The sequence below is a fragment of the Niallia sp. FSL W8-0177 genome, from assembly GCF_038006285.1.
Classification (GTDB): Bacteria; Bacillota; Bacilli; order Bacillales; family Cytobacillaceae; genus Niallia; species Niallia circulans_A.
This window is the reverse complement of the sequence record NZ_JBBOUX010000001.1, coordinates 66080-85660: the sequence shown is the minus strand read 5'-3', so window position 1 is coordinate 85660 and position 19581 is coordinate 66080. Positions and strand designations below refer to the sequence as shown.

16 protein-coding genes are annotated in these 19581 nt (G+C 36.6%); all 16 read right to left on the bottom strand.

What is annotated here, in order from left to right; all coding sequences use genetic code 11:
• Positions 1 to 2: 2 nt before the first annotated feature.
• The 16 genes from NST77_RS00380 to nrdI all read right to left on the bottom strand — a co-directional run bounded on the left by NST77_RS00380 (position 3) and on the right by nrdI (position 19552).
• Positions 3 to 1283: a hypothetical protein gene (locus NST77_RS00380; RefSeq protein ID WP_341122627.1), complete on the bottom strand. Its 1281-nt coding sequence runs from the start codon at positions 1281 to 1283 to the stop codon at positions 3 to 5.
• A gap of 337 nt (positions 1284 to 1620) precedes the next feature.
• Positions 1621 to 1758 carry a small acid-soluble spore protein O gene (gene sspO / locus NST77_RS00375; protein WP_047944664.1) on the bottom strand — a complete coding sequence of 46 codons (138 nt, stop codon included), beginning with the start codon at positions 1756 to 1758 and terminating at the stop codon, positions 1621 to 1623.
• Between the two features lie 125 nt (positions 1759 to 1883).
• Complete coding sequence (locus tag NST77_RS00370; protein WP_095330936.1) at positions 1884 to 3101, bottom strand: MFS transporter; 1218 nt, start codon at positions 3099 to 3101, stop codon at positions 1884 to 1886.
• A gap of 453 nt (positions 3102 to 3554) precedes the next feature.
• Complete coding sequence (locus NST77_RS00365) at positions 3555 to 5393, bottom strand: methyl-accepting chemotaxis protein (RefSeq protein ID WP_303981390.1); 1839 nt, start codon at positions 5391 to 5393, stop codon at positions 3555 to 3557.
• A gap of 417 nt (positions 5394 to 5810) precedes the next feature.
• A complete protein-coding gene (locus NST77_RS00360; RefSeq protein WP_123259961.1) occupies positions 5811 to 6308 on the bottom strand; it encodes a GNAT family N-acetyltransferase in 498 nt (165 codons plus the stop codon).
• Positions 6280 to 8358 (bottom strand): ABC transporter permease subunit, encoded by a 2079-nt coding sequence (locus tag NST77_RS00355; protein ID WP_341122626.1) that lies wholly within the window; start codon positions 8356 to 8358, stop codon positions 6280 to 6282. The genes NST77_RS00360 and NST77_RS00355 overlap by 29 nt, the downstream gene beginning before the upstream one ends.
• Before the next feature lie 179 nt (positions 8359 to 8537).
• Positions 8538 to 8969: a GNAT family N-acetyltransferase gene (locus NST77_RS00350; RefSeq protein WP_341122625.1), complete on the bottom strand. Its 432-nt coding sequence runs from the start codon at positions 8967 to 8969 to the stop codon at positions 8538 to 8540.
• Between the two features lie 4 nt (positions 8970 to 8973).
• Complete coding sequence (locus tag NST77_RS00345) at positions 8974 to 10065, bottom strand: threonine aldolase family protein (protein WP_163187961.1); 1092 nt, start codon at positions 10063 to 10065, stop codon at positions 8974 to 8976.
• Positions 10066 to 10327: 262 nt separating this feature from the next.
• Complete coding sequence (locus NST77_RS00340) at positions 10328 to 12130, bottom strand: ABC transporter ATP-binding protein (protein ID WP_341122624.1); 1803 nt, start codon at positions 12128 to 12130, stop codon at positions 10328 to 10330.
• A complete protein-coding gene (locus NST77_RS00335; protein ID WP_163187959.1) occupies positions 12127 to 13866 on the bottom strand; it encodes an ABC transporter transmembrane domain-containing protein in 1740 nt (579 codons plus the stop codon). Before NST77_RS00335 ends, NST77_RS00340 begins: the two co-directional genes overlap by 4 nt.
• Positions 13867 to 14003: 137 nt before the next feature.
• Positions 14004 to 14300, bottom strand: a complete 297-nt coding sequence (locus NST77_RS00330; RefSeq protein WP_204259925.1) for a hypothetical protein — start codon at positions 14298 to 14300, stop codon at positions 14004 to 14006.
• Positions 14297 to 15319 carry an anti-sigma factor gene (locus NST77_RS00325; protein ID WP_095330919.1) on the bottom strand — a complete coding sequence of 341 codons (1023 nt, stop codon included), beginning with the start codon at positions 15317 to 15319 and terminating at the stop codon, positions 14297 to 14299. The genes NST77_RS00330 and NST77_RS00325 overlap by 4 nt, the downstream gene beginning before the upstream one ends.
• 3 nt (positions 15320 to 15322) lie before the next feature.
• Positions 15323 to 15829 (bottom strand): sigma-70 family RNA polymerase sigma factor, encoded by a 507-nt coding sequence (locus NST77_RS00320; RefSeq protein ID WP_047945023.1) that lies wholly within the window; start codon positions 15827 to 15829, stop codon positions 15323 to 15325.
• A 224-nt stretch (positions 15830 to 16053) separates the two neighbouring features.
• The gene (gene nrdF / locus NST77_RS00315) at positions 16054 to 17031 is read right to left on the bottom strand and encodes a class 1b ribonucleoside-diphosphate reductase subunit beta (protein WP_095330917.1); all 978 of its coding nucleotides are present in this window, start codon (positions 17029 to 17031) and stop codon (positions 16054 to 16056) included.
• 66 nt (positions 17032 to 17097) lie between these two features.
• Positions 17098 to 19191 carry a class 1b ribonucleoside-diphosphate reductase subunit alpha gene (gene nrdE / locus NST77_RS00310; protein WP_095330915.1) on the bottom strand — a complete coding sequence of 698 codons (2094 nt, stop codon included), beginning with the start codon at positions 19189 to 19191 and terminating at the stop codon, positions 17098 to 17100.
• Complete coding sequence (nrdI, locus tag NST77_RS00305) at positions 19151 to 19552, bottom strand: class Ib ribonucleoside-diphosphate reductase assembly flavoprotein NrdI (protein ID WP_047945020.1); 402 nt, start codon at positions 19550 to 19552, stop codon at positions 19151 to 19153. The genes nrdE and nrdI overlap by 41 nt, the downstream gene beginning before the upstream one ends.
• Positions 19553 to 19581 lie beyond the last annotated feature (29 nt).

Genomic DNA, 19581 nt, shown 5'->3' with positions numbered 1-19581 from the left:
ATTTAAGAAAAAGAATCCTCTAGATTACTGATTTCTCCACTTTCTACATCGACGCAGTAGTTACAGTCCAACTTCCCGCACAGCACCCATTTCCTATCAGCTGGATCAAACACATAGTAAGGGGTTAAGGTGAAATACGGCTTCAGCTTTTTGTAAGCTTCGTCCTTAGTAATTTTTATCTCCTTCTCTTTCTTAATTAGTTCCTTTTCCTCTTTATCGAGAATTTCATCCCAAAATTCCTTTTTATCCATAAAATTCACTATTTTGCCTTCTTGATCATGAAAAGTAAGGATTTTTCCTGCAAATATACTTTTAGGCGCACTTTTCTCAATCCGTGCAAGCAAATTAAAATTTTCTCTATATAAATATTTAAGCATCCATTTACCTGAATCATTCGGATACTTCATGCGCAAAAAATCGGTTACTTCTTGGATACATTTTTCTGTGTCTTCGTCCGTTATTGGCAACGAATCTGGATGTGTCACTTTTAAATATGCATCTTCCACACTTACTTCATCGTCCCAATCTAAGAACTTCCTTTCAAAATCATCCTCTTTTCCTTCCTGCCATATTATCTCTTTGTTGATGTTTTTTCGAAGACCAAACTTCTCCTCCATAAATGGAAGGCTTCCTTTCCGATCATTTCTAATATAAGTTTCTTCCACTCCATATACGATTAACATGCCATCCTCTTTAGGAAATTTAGCTAAAACTACTTGATCACTCGCTATATCCTCGATATTCGCCAGCGATAAAGTATATTCCTCTTCTAACTCATTCTTATTCGTTAACACCATGATATCTTTCGAATAAAATGTTAGCTCTCCGTCTTCATTAAACTCTACAGTAATTGAAGAGGATGGAGATAATGGAATACCATTCCACTGTTCCTCAAAGTAATACTCTCTTTCATCTCTTCGCTTGCAAATAAAGTCCTTCTCTATATTTATACCTGCGAATTCGGCAAGCCATTTTTTTACCTCTTTTACGTCTTTATGTGGAAATACTACCCCATTTTTCGCATAGGTTACTCCTTGGACAAAAATAACAGATTCGAATTCCTCCGTATGTATATTTATATCAATCGAAGCAGTCCCTTCCGGATTCTCCTCTTCATCTGTCCAATCGGCATATTTATTCGGAAACCATTCCATATTTAAGAAATACACTGTCTCGCCATCCAATGTAAGCTGTCTAAATAGATGGTGTCTACCTAAATAATAATCTTCTAACCCCCATTGTCTCCTGGTAAAATTAATTAATTTTTCGATTCTTGCATCCATTCTTTTCTCCTCCTTTATTTCACTTTATAATCTATCACATCCCATATACCATCTTCCAGCAATATCCATCCGTCCTTTTTAGCTATTGCAGAATTATCTGCCAATCCATGAATATAGATATCTTCTTCTTCCTTTAACCCTTGGGCATCCTATATTCGCTAAATCACATCTTTTCATTTCTTCGCTATTCAGTAAATATTCCACTTCTCTTCACACAAATTATTTTCTTAGATATCAACAGCTTGTAATTTTTGTTTACTTACTCCTTCTATTTTTTTGATTTTTTCCTGCATACATAAAAAAGCATCCTCATTTGAAGGATACTTTTCGGAACACTTTATTGTCTTTTTTTTGTCTTTTTATTATTTAATTTCTCCGCTGCTGTTAATGGTTCATTGGCAAATTCATGATCATATTGACGAGCTGTATCATTTTGTACTGCTTGCTTCGCATTTTTATTTTTATTTTTTGTCATGATTATCACCTCCACCCATTATTCTCTCTTGCTCCTTTTTGAAATATGTAAGCGGCAAGATGAATTTTTGCAATAAAATAGAGACCTCTTTTATGCCCGCCATAGGCATTAGAAGTCTCATAAGGTTATTTTCCATGTGTAACTATTTTAACTTTTTGTTTCATGGTTGGGCTAAATATATTTCCTTTTTTATAAGCAATCCCTGTCGCTACGATTAGCAGGATACCTGTTACAATAAACACAGACTGAGCAGGGAGAACTCCTCCAAGAAAACCACCAATCATCGGTCCAAACATTCCTCCTAGTTGATTGGCTGTTTGATTTAAACTAAAGGCTCTCCCACGGAAATCCTCTGCAGTTGATTTTACAACTAACCCGTTCAATGCTGGGAATACCGCACAGAAAAAGAGCCCAAAAATAAAACGAGTAATCGAGAAGCCCCAAATATTACTGAAAATAATTTGAGAAAAAGTACCAAGACCGCCACCAAGTAATCCGATAAATAAGACGCGGTTAAATCCAACCTTATCCGCCCACTTACCCCAATATGGTGCCATAATGACACTAGCAATACCAGGGAGTGAAAAGATTATACCTGCTAATAAGGAGGCTTTATCCATGGAACCTCCAATCTCTAATATATAGAGAGGAAGTATTGGCTCAATCGTCATAATCGAGCATGAGGTAACAATTGTTAACAAGAGCACAAGCATTAATGGTTTATTGGCAAAAGCAATCCGCAAATCGTTTCTGACAGATCCTTTTTCTTTACTTGGAGAGAAATTATCCTCTTTTACCCAGAAAATAATCAGAAGCGTTGCAATAAAAACAAGGAGACCAGCACTTGCAAAGGAAAGCCGGTTTCCGACTAATTGGGAAATCACGCCTCCAATCAGCGGACCCATAATCCCACCCGATGCAGATGCCGTTGAAATCATTGATAAGGCATAACCAGTTTTATCTGAAGGAGTATTCGTCCCAATTAAAGCTATCGCCCCAGGAATAAATCCAGACAATAATCCTTGCAGAATACGAAGCACTAATAGTTGATAGGGATTGGTAACAAATGCAGCTAATGTATAAACGACAAATAGCACAAATCCCGCGCGAATAATCATCGGTTTTCTGCCATATTTATCGGCAAGTCTTCCCCAAAACGGAGAAGCAAACGCCCCGGCAAAAAAAGCTGCACTAAATAGTACTCCAGCCCAAATCTCTGTGTTTTCATGAACATTTAATTCAATAAGAAAAATTGGTAAAAAGGGAATTACCATGTTAAAGGATGCAGAGGTAAAGAAAACCCCTATCCATAAAACAAGCAAATTCCGCTTCCAAATTTCCATTTAGTATCGCTCTCCTAAAACATCAGCAATCAACAACTAAGCCAATGAGATTTTATTTCCTCCATCATAGCATACAACCATTTATTTTTATACCCGAAATTTCCATTTTCCGAATAATTTAGGCTGCGAAATAAAAGAGAAACAATCTAACGTTTCTCCTTTCAGCTTGTTGACAAAAGGAATTTAGGAAATGCAAATGGAATTATTATGCATTGATTGGAGTGGAAGGGGTGAGACTCCTGTGGGATCTGCGAGACAGTCTGAGACCCTGCAGGCCTTTAGGGCGAAGCGGCTCAGCGCGAGCCCCACGGAAAGCGAACCCCTGCAACGGAAATCAACTCTTATTTAAAAGAATGTATATGTATAAACTAAGACAAACTCCTAATTACTGAATTAGGAGTTTGTCGACAGTCTGAAAGGAGAAACAATCCAATGTTTCTCCTTTTTTAATACTCAATTGATTTTAAATTCTTTTACTAATCCATTTAAATCTACTGCTAAGTTAGATAATTCATGTGAGCTATCTGAGAGCTCTTGCATAGAACTGCTTGTTTGTTGAACGGAAGCGGATGTTTGTTCAATCCCTGCAGCTGCTTCTTCGGAAATTGCAGCAATATCTTCAATCGAACGATTCATCTCTTTACTTGTTTCTAAGATAGATGCTAGATTTTCGGAAACAACTTCAATGCTATTTACCATATCATTAACAGCAGCTTTAATGCCTTCGAATGTTTCCCCAGTCATCTTAATCTGTTCCGCTCCTTTCATTACTTCTTCATAACCGCCTTGCAAGGATTCTGTTACCACGCTTGATTCTTTTTGAATGCTTCCGACAATATCAGTAATATCTGTGACAGAGTATGCAACTTGTTCAGCCAGCTTCCTTACTTCATCTGCAACTACTGCAAATCCTTTTCCATGCTCTCCAGCACGTGCTGCTTCAATAGCAGCATTTAATGCTAGCAAGTTTGTTTGATCAGCAATCCCCTTGATGACAGAAACTAACTTAGATATTTCGTGCGATTGAGTATCAAGGCCACGTACTTTCTCCACAGCTTCTTTCATAATTTGATTAATTACATTCATTTGTTCAATTGAATTTCCCATTAAGCGACTGCCATCATTCGTCATGCCTAATACCTTGTTTGATGATTGATAAATTAACTCCCCTTGGTTATAGGCATCACCAATCGTGCCAGAGAAGGATTCCATTGATGAGGCTAAATCAGTAGCCGTATTTGCTTGGCTTTCTGCTCCTGACGATAGCTCTTGCATAGTCGTTGCAACTTGCTGACTTCCTGCAGTTACTTCATTAGTAGATTGGGATAAATTCTCACTCTGCTTGTTTACCGTAATCGATACTTCTGATATCTTTTGAATAACCATTCGTAGATTATTGCTCATTTTATTCATAGACTGAGCTAATTGGCCAATCTCATCTTTACCTTTGTAGTTAACCTCTTCTACCGTTAAATCTCCTTGCGCAATCGTATCACTAACCTCTACTACTTTCTTTAAGTTACGTGTAATTCTGCTGCTGATGATAATAATTAATGCAGTACCGATTAGAAGTGCTATAATCATTGAAATAATTAACGTCTTTGTTGCCACACTTCCACTAGCGATTGCGTCTTCCGCTGCCTCTGTCCGACTATCTTGGACCTGTTCTTGCATTTTATTTAAAGCCGTAATCGTTCTCTTGCGAATAGTTGTATTGGTTAAACTTAAGGAATTAACGGCCGATCGATCGTTTGCTTCAATCGCTGGGATAATTTGTTCTAAGAATAAATCATTCATTTGTTTATTGCGATCTATAATTTCATCGAATAATGCTTTTTCATCCTTATTTCGAAGATCCTTTTTTATTTGTTCTTCATATTCATTAAACTTAGTACTAATATCTTGAAATTCATCCACATATGTAGGGTTTTGATAGTCGAGATAATTTAAAATACTTAGACTTTTTTCTCGGGTAAGTGATCCCATTTCCGTAATAATAAGTGCTTTTTCATCTGTTTTATTTAATTGCTCAATACTATTATTAATATGGATTAAACGTGTCGTTACTAATACAGTAGTAATTGTTAAAAGGGCAAAAACAAATAATAAAGTTATTCCATATTTCCAGCCAATTGTAATATTATTTAATTTAGTGAACCTGCCATTAACTCTTTTTAAATTTCCATTTCTTGATATCTTTCTAATATTGAGTTTGCTAAAAATAGATTTCTGCGATTTTTTTTCTTTTTTTAAACTGGTTATTTTTATTTTTTTAAATTTCATTTTCGCCATCACAAGTTCTCCCCTTTGATGATTTCAAACCTCCACTACTAAAGAGATTTTTCTCTTCTATACCAAAATAGTAATTTTTGCTTTTTGTTTATTCCTCCTTCTCATTAAATATCGCTCTTTCTACTTATCCGCCTCTATTTTTATTGTGGTTATGTATGATTGTAATTAGTAAAATAGAATCAGATTCTTTATAACGCAAGGTACTTTATTACTTTATATGTATAATACTAATGTAATTTACAGAATAATTCAATTTTATTTACAAATATTTTATCGGACTTTTTACCCTTTTGTTTATATTTAAATAATTTTTTATTATATTATTTCTCTTTATTTTCAATCTTTTCATTTTATATTTCTTTCCATAATAAAAACAGTGATGGCTTTATCTCATAAAGTTATCACTGTTTTATTTTTTTATAAAAAGAGAACCATTAACTCTTCGTCATAGTATTTTCCGTTTATTTTTATAGCCTTTCGATCGATTCCATACGTTTCAAACCCAAATGCTTGATATACTTTTTTGGCAGCTGCATTTTCAGCAACAACAGCTAAGTATACTTGTTCTATTCCTTGTAAATCACGTGATTTTTCTATTGTGGCTTTGAGCAAATGCTTTGCCACACCTTTCCCTCTACATTTAGGGGTCACATAGACAGCGTAAATATTCGCACGATGGCTCAACTTTTTCTTGGTTTCTCTCATTAACGTAACAACGCCTACTAAATCCTTTTCCACAAATGCCCCACATACATAGGACGCTGGATCACTAAGTCTGCTTTGTGTTCGACTTAATGGATAATCCTTTTCTTCCTCATAGCTAGAGCCAAATGCTTCTGTATTTGTTTGCAATGCTTCTAGTCTGAGAGCGAAATATGCTTCTGCATCATCGGGGCCTAATTGCCTGATTTCCATTTGGATCTCTCCCTATCTGTGTAAAGCTCTCTTTTGTAATAGTTGGTGCTGCTTCTTTTGATTGCTTAATCTCCTTATTTTTACGCAAGCCTGGTTGCTTAAACACCACGCCCACTTTTACTTGCTGGACTTCTTTCACCCCCTGAACAATTAGCTGCATGGCAAATATTGCAATCACAAAGGGCACAAGAATATATAAGTACCAGAACTGTCCAGAGCCTATTGCTCCTCTGCCTACCTGTCCGATTAATCCAGACCATTCATAGGTCGTAGATTGCGGAGGATCAGGAAACATTTGGTCCATCGATAATTTTGTTCCTCCCAAAAAATAATCAAAAATGCCTAAGTGCATGAAAATTAATAATACTTGAATAAATTGCTGCCCAAATAAAATGGTAAGTCTTGGACCTAAATGAGGGAGTATATGACGGATTAAAATTTGAAATTTCCCTCCACCCATTACCTTTGCACTCGCAATAAACTCATAATCAGACACACGATTGATTTCTTTGCCTAATAATACGGTAGTTAATGGAACCACCAGCAAAGTCAGAATCATTGTTTCCAAAAATACCCTTTCCCAAAAGGAATAGCTGAATCCTTCAAGACCTGGTAAAAGAATCGGTGTTAATAAGATATAGGCAATCAAACTTAGCGGCATAAAATGTATGGAATCTACCATCTTTGCAATCCATTGCTGTGCTGGATGTTTCAAATAAAAAGAATAAATCACTGCAAGTAATAACCCACCTACTACCCGTAAAAATGCGATAAGCAGGGCAAAAATCAGGGTATACTTAGCACCAATCACAATTTGATCAAAGAGGCTGTAGCCTAGTCTATCGGATCCAAAGAAAAAAGGTTCCGTAGGGGCAAATGGCATGGCAGAAATTAGTGTTACTCCATCTTCTGCGTAAAACAATCGCATTTGATCGATATGATTATTGGTCGTTACAGAATAAATAATACTATATCCAATAACCACAATAAAGAACAAGCTTCCCACCGCAACCTTCCAATTTTTCATATGTAAGGCAACTATTTTCCCTAACCAGGACAGTGGACGAATCATAGAAAAGTTTTTCCAACTAAACCTTCGCCCACCATCCCTTAGATTGCTACCAAACACCTTTAAAGATAACAAAAGATATGAAAAACTCATTCTTTGTCTCCACAATCCTTTTTTCACATCGCGAGCCTTCTCTTGCTCTTCATGAATCAATATATCGACTAGTTGAAAAAGGATAAAGAATGGTGTAAATATAAACAGCAAAGATACAGCAATTGTTATCGGCGTAAAATTTTCTAGCAGAAAATAGGTAAAGCCATGGACATTAAACAGCCTTTCGATTATAAATTGGCTGGATAATAATCCCCAAATAATAATTTTCATATGCTGAAAGGTCACAGGAATAATATTGCGGATAATATGTTTCCATAGGATTGGAAAATTGCGAATTCCTTTACTTCTTGCAAATGTTACATAATCCTTCAAATACTCCTCTTCCATCATAAGAATAAGAATTTTGAATAACGAAATAGCAGGAAGTATGGAAAGTGTAATAATCGGACCTAAATAAGCATTTTCCGAATAGCTGGCCACTGTAAAAATCTCAACACCCGTTTTCTTATAGATAACAACTACTAAAGCTTGCAAAAGTGTAGCAATAATAATATCTGGAATTGATTCTATTAAATCCAGGAATCTTTTTAATGGCTGTAACAGAAACTGCGGCAGAAAAAAAGATGATAAGGATAAAATAAAAGCAACAAAGCATCCGAGGAGAATAGCGCAAACCAGAATTTCTATCGAATAAATAAAAGCAGGCCAGAGTACATCTAGAATCGGTTCTTGATCTACACCATTTAATGTGTATACCCAGCCTTCTTTCTGAAAAAATTCCTTCGACAAAAAGGAGAATAGAGTGAAGAAATATCCCTCTCCCTCAGGAAAATCTCTCATTTGAAAGTATTTTGGAAAAACACTTAATGCTAGTATCGTAATAGTGCCAAGTAAATAATAGATAATAATTTTCGCGAATTTTCTCATCGACCTCTTTACCTCTATCTAAATATTTATATTATTCAAATTATACGAATATATCAATCAATTAGCAACCTATTTTTTCCAAACAGAGTATAACAAAATAAGAGTTTTCTAATTTAATTAATAGCAGTGAGATTTAGGATTTATTTGGCTAACCTAGGGGTTTCAGCCAAACAAATCCTCTATTTTTTCTCATCAACTAGCCTTTTCTGCAAGAAATATTGTTTAATACCTTCCGAAAAGTTATCTAATGTCCCAAATACTTCATAGCCATGCTTCTCATAAAAGGCTGGGGCTTGAAAGCTGAACGTATCAAGGTAAATAAATGTACATGCTTTTTCTATTGCAGCTTGTTCCATTTTTGCCAGCAGTTCGCTTCCATATCCTTTTTTTCTAACACTCGTGTCTACCCATAAGAAATCGATATGCATATGGTGCCAAAACATATGACCAGTAATGCCTGCCTTGATTATGCCCTCCTCATCTTTTAAAACAAAACTAATATTTTCATAGGCGCTTTTTAATTTTTCTGGTAGTTGCTCCATATTATAGGCAACCAATTTTCTTCGAATATAATCACTATCTTCTTGAACCCATTGCTGGATAATTTCCATTATGTCATCCTCTTCTCTTCTTGATTTTTTCAGCAAATAAACTAAACATTTCCCTGACAGCCTCTTTCGGAGCTTCTTGATAAGCATCCCCTAAGCTAATTTCAAAGGAGGCGTTTTTCTCGTCAATCTCCTTCACATAGCCGCTTATTCCAATTCCTGCTTTCTCATGAACAGCAGTTAAAATTTGTTCTACTTCTTCTTTTCCCAACTCAAAATGAACGTGGAACATATTAGACACCGGTACAATCGGAAGAGTACGAACTCCTTCACACCCATTAAATAATACGGCCAGCTCTTTAGCAGATTCATAGTATTCAGCCATTTTCGAAGCTCTCTTCTCATAATAATAGTCAGCTGACAAAATATACGGATACAAACTGATTAAATCACCGCCATATCTTCTTTTCCAAACCTTGGATTGACTAGTAAAATCAGCGCTTCCCGCTAGTATAGCTCCAGCAATTCCCCCAATTCCTTTATAAAAAGACAGATAGACACTATCAAACAATGCACATACTTCTGCAGCAGTTTTTTGATAGTAAGGGAGCACCTCTAATAATCTTGCACCATCAAGATGGAGTTTAATGCCTTGTTCTTTACAATAGGATGAAATTTGTTCTAATGTCTCAAAGCTTGGTAGTTGTCCGCCAATTTCTCGCTGCGGCAATTCTAACAGCACACAGGCAACTCCACGCTCCATCTCTTTAATATCATCTAACTCTATTACTCTAGTCTCATCGGCTAAAAGAATCGTTTCTATTTTATGAAGCTTCTTTAAACCATCTTGTTCATGGATTTCTAAATGACTCAAGGGATGATAAGCGACTTTTCCTAAATCTTTTTTATCACACCATATACGAAGAGCAATTTGCTGTGCCATTGTTCCACTGGGAAAAAATACAGCCGTTTCTTTTCCTAATAGATCAGCCATTTTTTGCTGAAAGTCCTCTATTATTTTTCCTTGTCCGTAAATATCACTTTCTGCATTTTCATCTATTTCTTGTAACGCTTCTTTTAATACTTGGACATTTCTTTTGCCATGATTGCCTAATTTATATGTTGTTTTGCTATAGGATTCTCTTAATATATTGGTCATTCTTTCCCCTACTCTCTCTCAGAATATTTCGACTACAAAATAACTATAGCACTTTTATATTCTGTGATGTATTTTTTATCTGTTTATTCTTTTGTTTCTTATAAAAGTGGACGAACGCGCTTTTATTTCATAAATGTTTTCTTTTCCCTCCATCAAGTACCAAACAGTAACTGACGCGGTTCTTCTCTTCCCTTTTCTCCTCTTCCATCTACAAAAAGAACAGTAATCTCTCTCATAAGAAATTACTGTTCTTTGCCGTTAATTATAGCAACTGTGCATTTGTATGATTGACGGTTGCTTCTCCTATATCTGTTTCCCGCTTGAATAAGCGCGTATATACTCCATTGTTATTCTGCAACAGTTCTGTATGGGTGCCTTCTTCGACAATGACTCCATTATCTAATACGATAATACGATCTGCTGCTAATACGGTTGATAACCGGTGAGAAATAATGAATATTGTTTGTTTCTTCGTTGTTTTTAAAACTGCTTCATTAATTTTCGCCTCTGTTATTGGATCTAGTGCCGAACTTGCTTCATCTAAAACAAGGATTGGCGCATCTTTTAGAATGGCCCTTGCTAAGGATAGACGCTGTTTTTGACCGCCAGAGAGAAGGCTTCCTCTTTCGCCAACTTTTGTATTTAGTCCATCTGGAAGGGAGTCTACTAATTCACCTAAACCACTCGCACGGAGAACCTCATACAATTCTTCCTCTGTCGCCTCTTTTTTTCCAATTCGTAAATTATCTGCTAATGTCCCACTTCGCATTAATACATCTTGTGTGACAATGGCCATTTGGGAGCGAAGCCAATCTGTATCCCATTCTTTGATTTCTCGACCATCTACTTCAATCGCCCCTTCTGTCGTATCATATAATCGAAACAGCAAGTCAATAATCGTTGATTTCCCTGAACCACTTGGTCCAACTAACGCTATCTTTTCCCCTGCCTTAATGGTAAATGAGACACCCTTTAAGACATTCTCCTCTTTATCCGGGTAAACAAAGGAAACATCTTTCAAACGAACGTCACCCTTTGCTCTTGTTCCCTTCAACCCTTGCTTCGTTTCTGCTTCCGATACCGGTTGTGAAAGCAAAATATCCGAACGATCCAATGCTGGTCCTGTTCTTCTGACCGAAAGCCAATTCCGAAGAAGACGCTGCATTTCATTTGCTGCAATCGTTACTAAACCACCTGCCGTTAGCATTTGACCACTTGTTAAATCGTTATTCCAAATAAGTAATGTACTAATAAAATATACTAGACCTAATGCAAAACCATTATAACTGGCAATCACTACAACCGACTGCATTCTTGCTTTTAATTCTTTTAGAGAATGTTTCACAAAAGAATCCCTAATGGAAATAACACTTTCCACTTCACTATCGGAAACACCCATTACTCGAGAAAGATGAATACCTGTTACAGATTCTCTTAATCTCTCTAAATATCTAGAGGCTTCTGCCCGAGCGTCTGCTGATGCTGCTCTCGTTCTTGCGCCAACATAGTTCGATGCCCAGTAAAAAATGATTCCAAGCACAACACTTGTAATCATTAAATACGGGTGAATGAAAAGTAGAACGATACTATAAATCACTACCCCTTGTGCACTCGCCATAAAAGTTGACCCTTCCCATGCTAAAAAATTATGAAGGGTATCTGGATCATCCGAAGTTCGTGCTAGCAATTCTCCAGATGAATTGTTTTGATAAAATGAAAAAGGCAGTACTTGCAGATGTCCAAATAATCGTAGCTTTTGCCTATTTGTAACAGACTTTGCTGTAATATGGCAAAAATACTCATCAATTATCATCATTCCTAAATCTAATACAGCAGATAATACCAATAACCACATTAATCCCCATAGCCATGTATGATTCTCACTTGGCAGGATGGTATCAATAAGCCAGCTCAATGCTAAAGTTGGTATTAACGCGGAAAAAACTTGGCTAATTGCAATAACGATAGAATCGCCAATTACCCATTTCTTATAAGGCATTAAAAATCGAATAACACGTTTGCCGTCGCCCATTTGCTTTTGGTTGGAGATTTTCTGCTTACTCATCCAATCATCTCCTTTTCTAGCTCGCTATATTGTGCTCGGTATAATTGGTAATACTGCCCTTTTAACGCTAGCAGCTCTTCATGAGTTCCTTGTTCGGCAACCATTCCTTGATCAAGCAAAAGGATAGTATCTGCCTTTCTAACGGTTATCAAGCGATGGGCAATCGTAATGGTTGTTCTCCCTGGAATTAACTGTTCCAGCGATTCTTGAACCTTCTCTTCGGTTTCCCCATCTAAGGACGACGTCGCTTCGTCAAAAATCAATACTGGCGGCTGGCGCAATATCGCTCGCGCAAGGGCAACCCTCTGTCTTTGACCTCCAGATAGTTTTAAACCACGTTCTCCGACAATCGTTTCATATTTATCCTCTAAAGAATCAATCAGCTCTTTTAACCCTGCCGCTTCTACAGCCTGTTCCAGCTCTTCCATCGTTGCATCTGGTTTGCCATATAAAAGATTGTTGCGAAGCGTACTATTTAATAGGAAGGTTTCTTGTGAGACCACACCTACCTGCCTGCGAAAACTATTGCGATTATAAGCAAAGAGATCTTTTCCATCAATGGTGACAGAACCTTTCTCCGGTTCATATAATCCCAGCAGTATTTGAATAAGTGTACTCTTTCCGCCCCCACTCGTTCCAACAATACCGATATGCTTTCCTTTCTCTACCGATACCGACACACCTTTTAATACTTGCTTATCACTTCCTGGATAGGAGAACCAAATATTATGTAAATCAATTTCACCTTGAACTGAACCAAAATTCGGAAGATTTTGTTCATGCTCCTCTGGCAGATCAAAATATTCGTAGATTCGTTGTAAAGCAGGAATCGCCTGCTGAATCGTTAAAGCATTTTCCGCTAAGGAACGAACTGGCTGAAACATAATCGGAATAAAATTCAAGCAAGAAATAAGTGTTCCAACCGTAATATTCCCTTGCCAAATTGCCAATCCACCAATAAGCATCACCACACCAGGTGTAGCAATATTAAATAAATTTCCGAGACGCCAATTGACTTTTCCGATTAAAGCTGCCCGGATAGAATAATTTTTCCAATTTGTTAATTTCTGCTCTTGGGTTGCCATTTCGTCTTTTTGTGTTTGATAGGTTCTTACTAGTCGAACACTCTCAATGCTTTCCTGGAGATGCTGATACATATCTGCACTCATATCTCTTTGTACAGCACTCATCTTCCGCATGGTCTTCCCTAATTTAAAGGATGGAAAAATATAAATAGCAAATACTGCGAACATCACAATGGCTGCTGGCCAATATATTGCAAACACGGTGATAAAAGCTGCTACTGCACTAATCACTTGCTGAAGAATCCGAGGTACAACGGTATTGTTCAAATTCTGGATGGATTCTACATCATGGGTCAGGCGATATAACATGTCTCCACGAGGTGTATTCGAGAAAAAGGACATTGGTGTTCGATGAAGCCTTTTAAAGGCACGAATCTGCATATCTGTAATAACATCAAAGCCAATCTTCACCTGTACAAATTCTTGTAAGGATTCAAATAGCGCTTTTCCTAGAAATGCTGCTAATATTCCGAAAACAATCCATAATATAAAGGCTATCGCTTTATCACCGATTACTTCGTCTACCAATTTCCCGACTAGGATTGGAGGTAAAATCGTAGACGCACCGCCAACTAATGAGAAAAATAAGGCAATCAGTAACTTGCGCCAATATGGTTTAAAATGCTGTAAAGTAGTTCTTAATAAGTTCATTCTTTCTCCTCCCCACAAAGAGTTATTGTATTACAAATAATGAAAATATTCACTATAATTTCTAAAAGTTTTTCGGATGATGAAAATTCTTTCCTTTTAAAACAAAAAAGCTACCTTGATAGATAGCTTTTTTCAGCTTATGGTTTTGGATTGATTGTCCAGGCTAAGCCAAACATCATAATGAAGAAAACGAAAATAAAAACACTAAGAGAAATTCCCATAATCGCAAAGGCTCTTGACCTACGTTTTGTGAATAAACCAATTATCCCTAAAAGCAAACTAATGAATGGGATTTTTGTAAAGACTAATTCAGGAAGAATATCCACCTCAAAAATAAGCCCTAAGTTTATTCCTGTTAATGCAACTAAGCTTAATAAAAAGGAAACAAGTCCAGTCCATGTATTTTTTGTTGATCTTATTCTTTGTTTTTTCAATACCAATTCCATAACCTCACTTCCCCTAGCTTCATTCCTTTAACCATATCGTTGTCCTGCAGCTTAACAAGTGATTCTTTTGGCCCTGTTACAACAGCACCATAGATGTGAATCCCGTTTTTTTGTAGATATTCAATTCTTTCAGGGAGTGCCAATGGTCTTTCCGCAATCGTTTCTGCCGTTTCTTGATTTTTGCTTAGATACGTTAGTATCTCCATAAATTGCTTGCTGTTAATTTCATCGCTATTAAAAGGAGACCAATTATCTGGATCTTCTTGTGCCGGATATCCAATAGGGGAAATATAATCACCATCTGCACTTAAATTTTTCTCTTCTAAACCTGTATCAACTGCAAACCATACTAAATCTAGATCCTTTGGAAATTCACTAAATAGCTCTTTTTCTGTATATAATTGGTCAAATGAAACAAAAGCCTCTGCAACAGTTCCATCCGGCAATCCTTTTAATACCGTTTCGTCTTGTTTAACCATATAAGGAATGGCTCTATGGGGGTGAAATAATACTTCCTTATCCTCATCACGGTATTCAGTAAATGGTTTTTCTGTAATAAAACTTGTATCTGGAAAAGAAGGCGTACTGAAGGTGAAGTGAGCCTTTGAATCTCCAATTCGAACATCCTTTTTTCCTACCCTTTTATATAGATCATAGGATAAATCCATATTGAAGAAGCCTATCTTGCTGTCAATCTCCATTTCTTCTAAGCTTACATTCGGTTTGGTAATATAAATCGTTTTCTCCATGATATCAATAAAATCATTCGCCTTATTTCCTATTCCGTAGTACAGATAGCTCCCTAGCGTTGCAACCGGGATGATAAGGAGGAGAATAGTAAGACTATATAAAATGTTGGTAAGTCTCGCCTCCACTTTCCCTCTTCTTACAATCAATTGCTGATCCTTATCCGTAAATGGAGTCTCTGCTTCAAATTCATCTATTGCTTCTTGGATTTTATTTAAATAATCTTTCTCTTCTTCTTCTTTAAATCCATCTTTTTTCATAAGTTACCTGCCTTTCTTCCCCATGCTATTTTCCTCTGCCTTTTGAACCATCCTGTTCAATTTTTTTCTTCCGCGGAAGACATGACTCTTCACCGTATTTTCTTTTAGATTTAGCACTGCAGCTGCTTCTTTATAAGGAAACTGATGGAAATCACACAAAATAATCGCATTTGCTTCTTTCTCTGAAAGCTGGGATATATAGTATAAGAGCTGGTTAAAGCTTTCTTTATGCACGATTTTGCTTTCTGGTGTGGAATTGTTTATTTCCTCCTGAAAGGATTCCTTTAGAACAATTCGTTTTCTTTTTCGGGTGTAATCGATAAATGCATGATAAGCTACTTTGAATAACCATGGCTTGATTTCCAGAATGTCATAAGTATCTAATTGTTTATATGCTCGGTAGAAGGCATCTTGCACCAAGTCCTCTGCAGTATGATGGTCCTTTGAAAGGGAATATAGATAACGATATAATTCATTTACATACATGCGATATGCATCATCTAGCTCCAAACTTTTTCCCCCTTTCACCTAGACCACGTTTCACCCATACATAAAGTTGCACTTTTTGTAAAAAAATTCATGTTCCGTTTATCCCAGTGTACCGAACCGTAAAATATAGACACAACCTTATGAGAAGAAGGCAAAAAAATCCCCTCCGCAACCGGAGGGGATTCCGAGGCAGGCTAGATATCGAGCACTAGCACTCACCTAATTATTCTTTTTAATAGCTTGCCTTACTTCCAATCAAAAACAAAATCATCATCTGATATAGGTTCTACTTTTGTCGCTTTAACATAGCCATTTCCTTTTACAGAGAAGAAGTCATGGTTCTTTGTATCTGTCTTCATGCCATTTTCAACAATCGGGTTGATTGGTTCTGAAGGATAGACAGGTTCATAGCCAAGATTCATACAAGCTTTATTAGCATTGTAGCGGATAAATTTATTTACTTCCTCGACTAATCCGATTTGCTGATATAAATCCTGTGTATATTCCAATTCATTCTCATATAGAGATTCTAATAATTCTAATCTTTCGCGAGTAGCTTGTTCTTGTTCCTCTGGTGTCAATTGTGCATATAATTCTTGAGCGAGAAGCCCAACATAGACCCCATGAATGCTCTCATCCCGAATGATTAAGTTAATGATCTCACCTGAAGCAGTTAACTTTCCTTGTCCAGCTAAAAATAGTGGATAAAAGAAGCCGGAATAGAAAAGGAATGATTCCAAATAAACGGAAGCAACCATTGCCATATAGAGATCATATTTGTTTATTTTCGGGCTAAACAGCTTCTGATAATATTCAGAGATGCGTTTCCCTTTTGCTTGTAGCTGCGGGTGATTATGCACCCAATTAAATACTTCGTCAATCTCTTCTTCAGATGCTAATGTAGTAAAAATAGTGGAATACGATTTAGCATGGATTTGCTCCATCATACCCATAAACGAAAGAACGCCCTTACGCTGCAATCCTTCAATGTGCATGCCAATTAGCGGCATTCCCTCGCCACCTTGCTCTGTATCCAGCAGCGTAAGACCACCAAGTACTTTTTTGTAAGTATCTTGCTCCTCTTTCGACAATTCCACCCAAGTATTTTTATCAGAAGAAAGGCTGATTTCTTCTGGCAGCCAAAACTGTCTAGTATTCTGTGTATAGAACATTTGTGTGAAATCATCTTCATGCTGATTCCAGTTAACAGCATACTTTGTCATTTTATTACCCCCAGTAATTCCAGAAAACAGGAGGAGTTTCCCTCCTCCTACTTCTTCATTCTTCTCTTAAACGGCACATGCAATGCACTCATCAATAGCTAGATTGCGAGTTCTTGTATAGTAAAGTGATTTTAATCCAATTTCATTTGCATAAATATAATAACGAGCTAATTCTTTCGTAGAAACATCTGAGTTTACGTAAAGAATCGTTGATATCCCTTGGTCGACATGTTCTTGAGCTGCAGCGATTAAGTCCATTACCTTGAATTGGTTCATATCAAACGCTGATTTATAATACCAGAAGTTTGTTTCATCCATATATGGCATCGGATAATAAGTCGTAGAGTTAGCATAAGTGCGAGACTCAATTTGGTTAACAACCGGCATTACCGATGCTGTCGCATTTTGGATATACCCTATTGATTGGGTTGGTGCAACAGCCAAGCGATACGCATTATACATCCCATGTTTTTGCACTTGTGCAGCTAATTCTGCCCAATCTTCACAAGTAGGAATATAGATGCCTGCAAATAGTTCTTTTACTTTGTCTGTTTTCGGAGCAAAGCTTACTTGTTTATATTTTTCAAAATAAGTTCCTTTAGCATACTCCGATTTTTCGAACTCTTTAAATGTTTCTTCTCTTTCTTTAGCAATTAGCATGCTCTTCTCAATTGAATAGAAGTTCATCATCATAAAGAAAGTCGCCGTAAAGTCTTTTGCTTCTTCTGATTCATAGCTAATCTTGTTTTTTGCTAAATAGCCATGAAGATTCATCGCCCCTAAACCGACTGCATGAAGTTCTTCATTAGCTTTTTTGACAGATGGAGCATTTTGAATGTCTGAAATATTTGATACAGTAGTTAATGCTTCAATACCAACATGAACAGAATCTCTGAATACTTCGCCTGGCTTCATCACATTAGGGATGTTTAAAGAGCCTAAGTTACAGTTAATATCACGGCGAATAATATCTTCTTGTCCATAATCCGTAATTTCTGATGTCTCTTGAAGCTGGAAAATCTCTGTACATAAATTACTCATTTTAATTTGTCCAATATCCTTAAGAGCATGTCCATTATTGGCATTTGATTTATTCATAAAATATGGATAACCAGACTCCAATTGGATTTGCGCAATTTTTGTCAGCATTTCACGTGCAGACATAATGACACGCTTTTTCACGTTCGGATTAGCAACAAGCTCCTCATACATTTCATCCATTCTCATGTCATCCATATGAATGCCATATTCCTTGTACACACTGAATGGTGCGAATACGTATAGGTCTTTGTTTTCTTTCGCTAATTGGAAAAATTTATTTTCCACAATTAAGCCGATTGAAAGTGTTTGAATCCGTGACTTCTCGTCCGCATTGATTTTCTTTGTATCCAAGTATTCCACAATGTCCCAATGGAAGATATTTAAGTAGACGGCACCTGCGCCTTTTCTCTGTCCCAATTGGTTTGCATAAGAAAAAGTATCTTCTAGAAGCTTCATGACAGGCACTACACCTGATGCAGCATTATCAATTCCCTTTATTTGCTCATTGCGGGCACGAAGCTTCGAAAGGTTAAGCGCTACGCCCCCTCCTATTTTCGATAGCTGTCCAGATGTATTAATATTATGGAAAATCGAATTTAAAGAGTCGTCCATTTCTAATAAGAAGCACGAAACCATCTCACCACGGCGACTTCTACCTGCATTCAAGAAAGTAGGTGTAGCAGGCTGGTAACGCTGTTCAATCATCGCAATTGCATTTTTCTTTGCTTTTTCGAAATCACCTTGTCCTAAGAATAGAGCGACAATAATAATTCGATCCTCATACGTTTCAAGGTATTGCTTCTTGTCATTTGTTTTTAAGGCATAATCTTTATAAAATTTGGATATAGCCATATAAGATTGAAACTTAAATTCATATGCATATACAAGCTTTGTAATTTCCTCAATTTCCGAAATCTTGTATTGTTCTAAAACCTGTGGATAATAGAAGTCCTCTTCCACCATATATTTAAATCTTTGTTCAATAGAGTCAAAACGAATCAATTTTGGATTGATTTCAGATTCTAGAAATTCAGCAACAGCTTCTTTATCTTTTTCGAGGCGGAAAAACCCCTTTTCATTAAGCTGTGTCACTTCGTTGTTTAGTTCTATATGTCTCATAGCTAATACTTTGCACCCTTTCTCTAACTATCTCTACATCTTCAGGCATACCACTCATTTCAAATTTATGTAAGATTGGTACTCCGTACATGGTTGATATTTTATTAGCACTTAAAGCAAAATTCTGGCCCCAGTTTTTATTTCCACTGGCAACTACAGCATGAAGGTTTGGATGATTTATTTTAAGGAAGTCTAAAGTTGTTTGAGGAACTTGTCCCATCCCGGTTGTGTAAGTTAATAGTATATATGGTTCATGAACTTTTAACCCAGCGCTTATCTCGATTCCTTTATTTGCTGGAAGTCCTAATTTATTAAAAAATCTTCGTACATTTCCCGTCTTACTGTCATAAACAATAAGCACAAATTCTCCCTCCTTACAAAGACTTGAAT

Bases quoted from the DNA above. Each gene is read 5' to 3' on its own strand.
- nrdE (WP_095330915.1), bottom strand. From the start codon at position 19,191: ATGAGACATATAGAACTAAACAACGAAGTGACACAGCTTAATGAAAAG.
- NST77_RS00350 (WP_341122625.1), bottom strand. From the start codon at position 8,969: ATGGAAATTATCCAGCAATGGGTTCAAGAAGATAGTGATTATATTCGA.
- NST77_RS00325 (WP_095330919.1), bottom strand. From the start codon at position 15,319: ATGAAAAAAGATGGATTTAAAGAAGAAGAAGAGAAAGATTATTTAAAT.
- NST77_RS00370 (WP_095330936.1), bottom strand. From the start codon at position 3,101: ATGGAAATTTGGAAGCGGAATTTGCTTGTTTTATGGATAGGGGTTTTC.
- NST77_RS00345 (WP_163187961.1), bottom strand. From the start codon at position 10,065: ATGACCAATATATTAAGAGAATCCTATAGCAAAACAACATATAAATTA.
- nrdF (WP_095330917.1), bottom strand. From the start codon at position 17,031: ATGACAAAGTATGCTGTTAACTGGAATCAGCATGAAGATGATTTCACA.
- NST77_RS00360 (WP_123259961.1), bottom strand. From the start codon at position 6,308: ATGGAAATCAGGCAATTAGGCCCCGATGATGCAGAAGCATATTTCGCT.
- NST77_RS00335 (WP_163187959.1), bottom strand. From the start codon at position 13,866: ATGAACTTATTAAGAACTACTTTACAGCATTTTAAACCATATTGGCGC.
- NST77_RS00340 (WP_341122624.1), bottom strand. From the start codon at position 12,130: ATGAGTAAGCAGAAAATCTCCAACCAAAAGCAAATGGGCGACGGCAAA.
- sspO (WP_047944664.1), bottom strand. From the start codon at position 1,758: ATGACAAAAAATAAAAATAAAAATGCGAAGCAAGCAGTACAAAATGAT.
- NST77_RS00355 (WP_341122626.1), bottom strand. From the start codon at position 8,358: ATGAGAAAATTCGCGAAAATTATTATCTATTATTTACTTGGCACTATT.
- NST77_RS00365 (WP_303981390.1), bottom strand. From the start codon at position 5,393: ATGGCGAAAATGAAATTTAAAAAAATAAAAATAACCAGTTTAAAAAAA.
- NST77_RS00380 (WP_341122627.1), bottom strand. From the start codon at position 1,283: ATGGATGCAAGAATCGAAAAATTAATTAATTTTACCAGGAGACAATGG.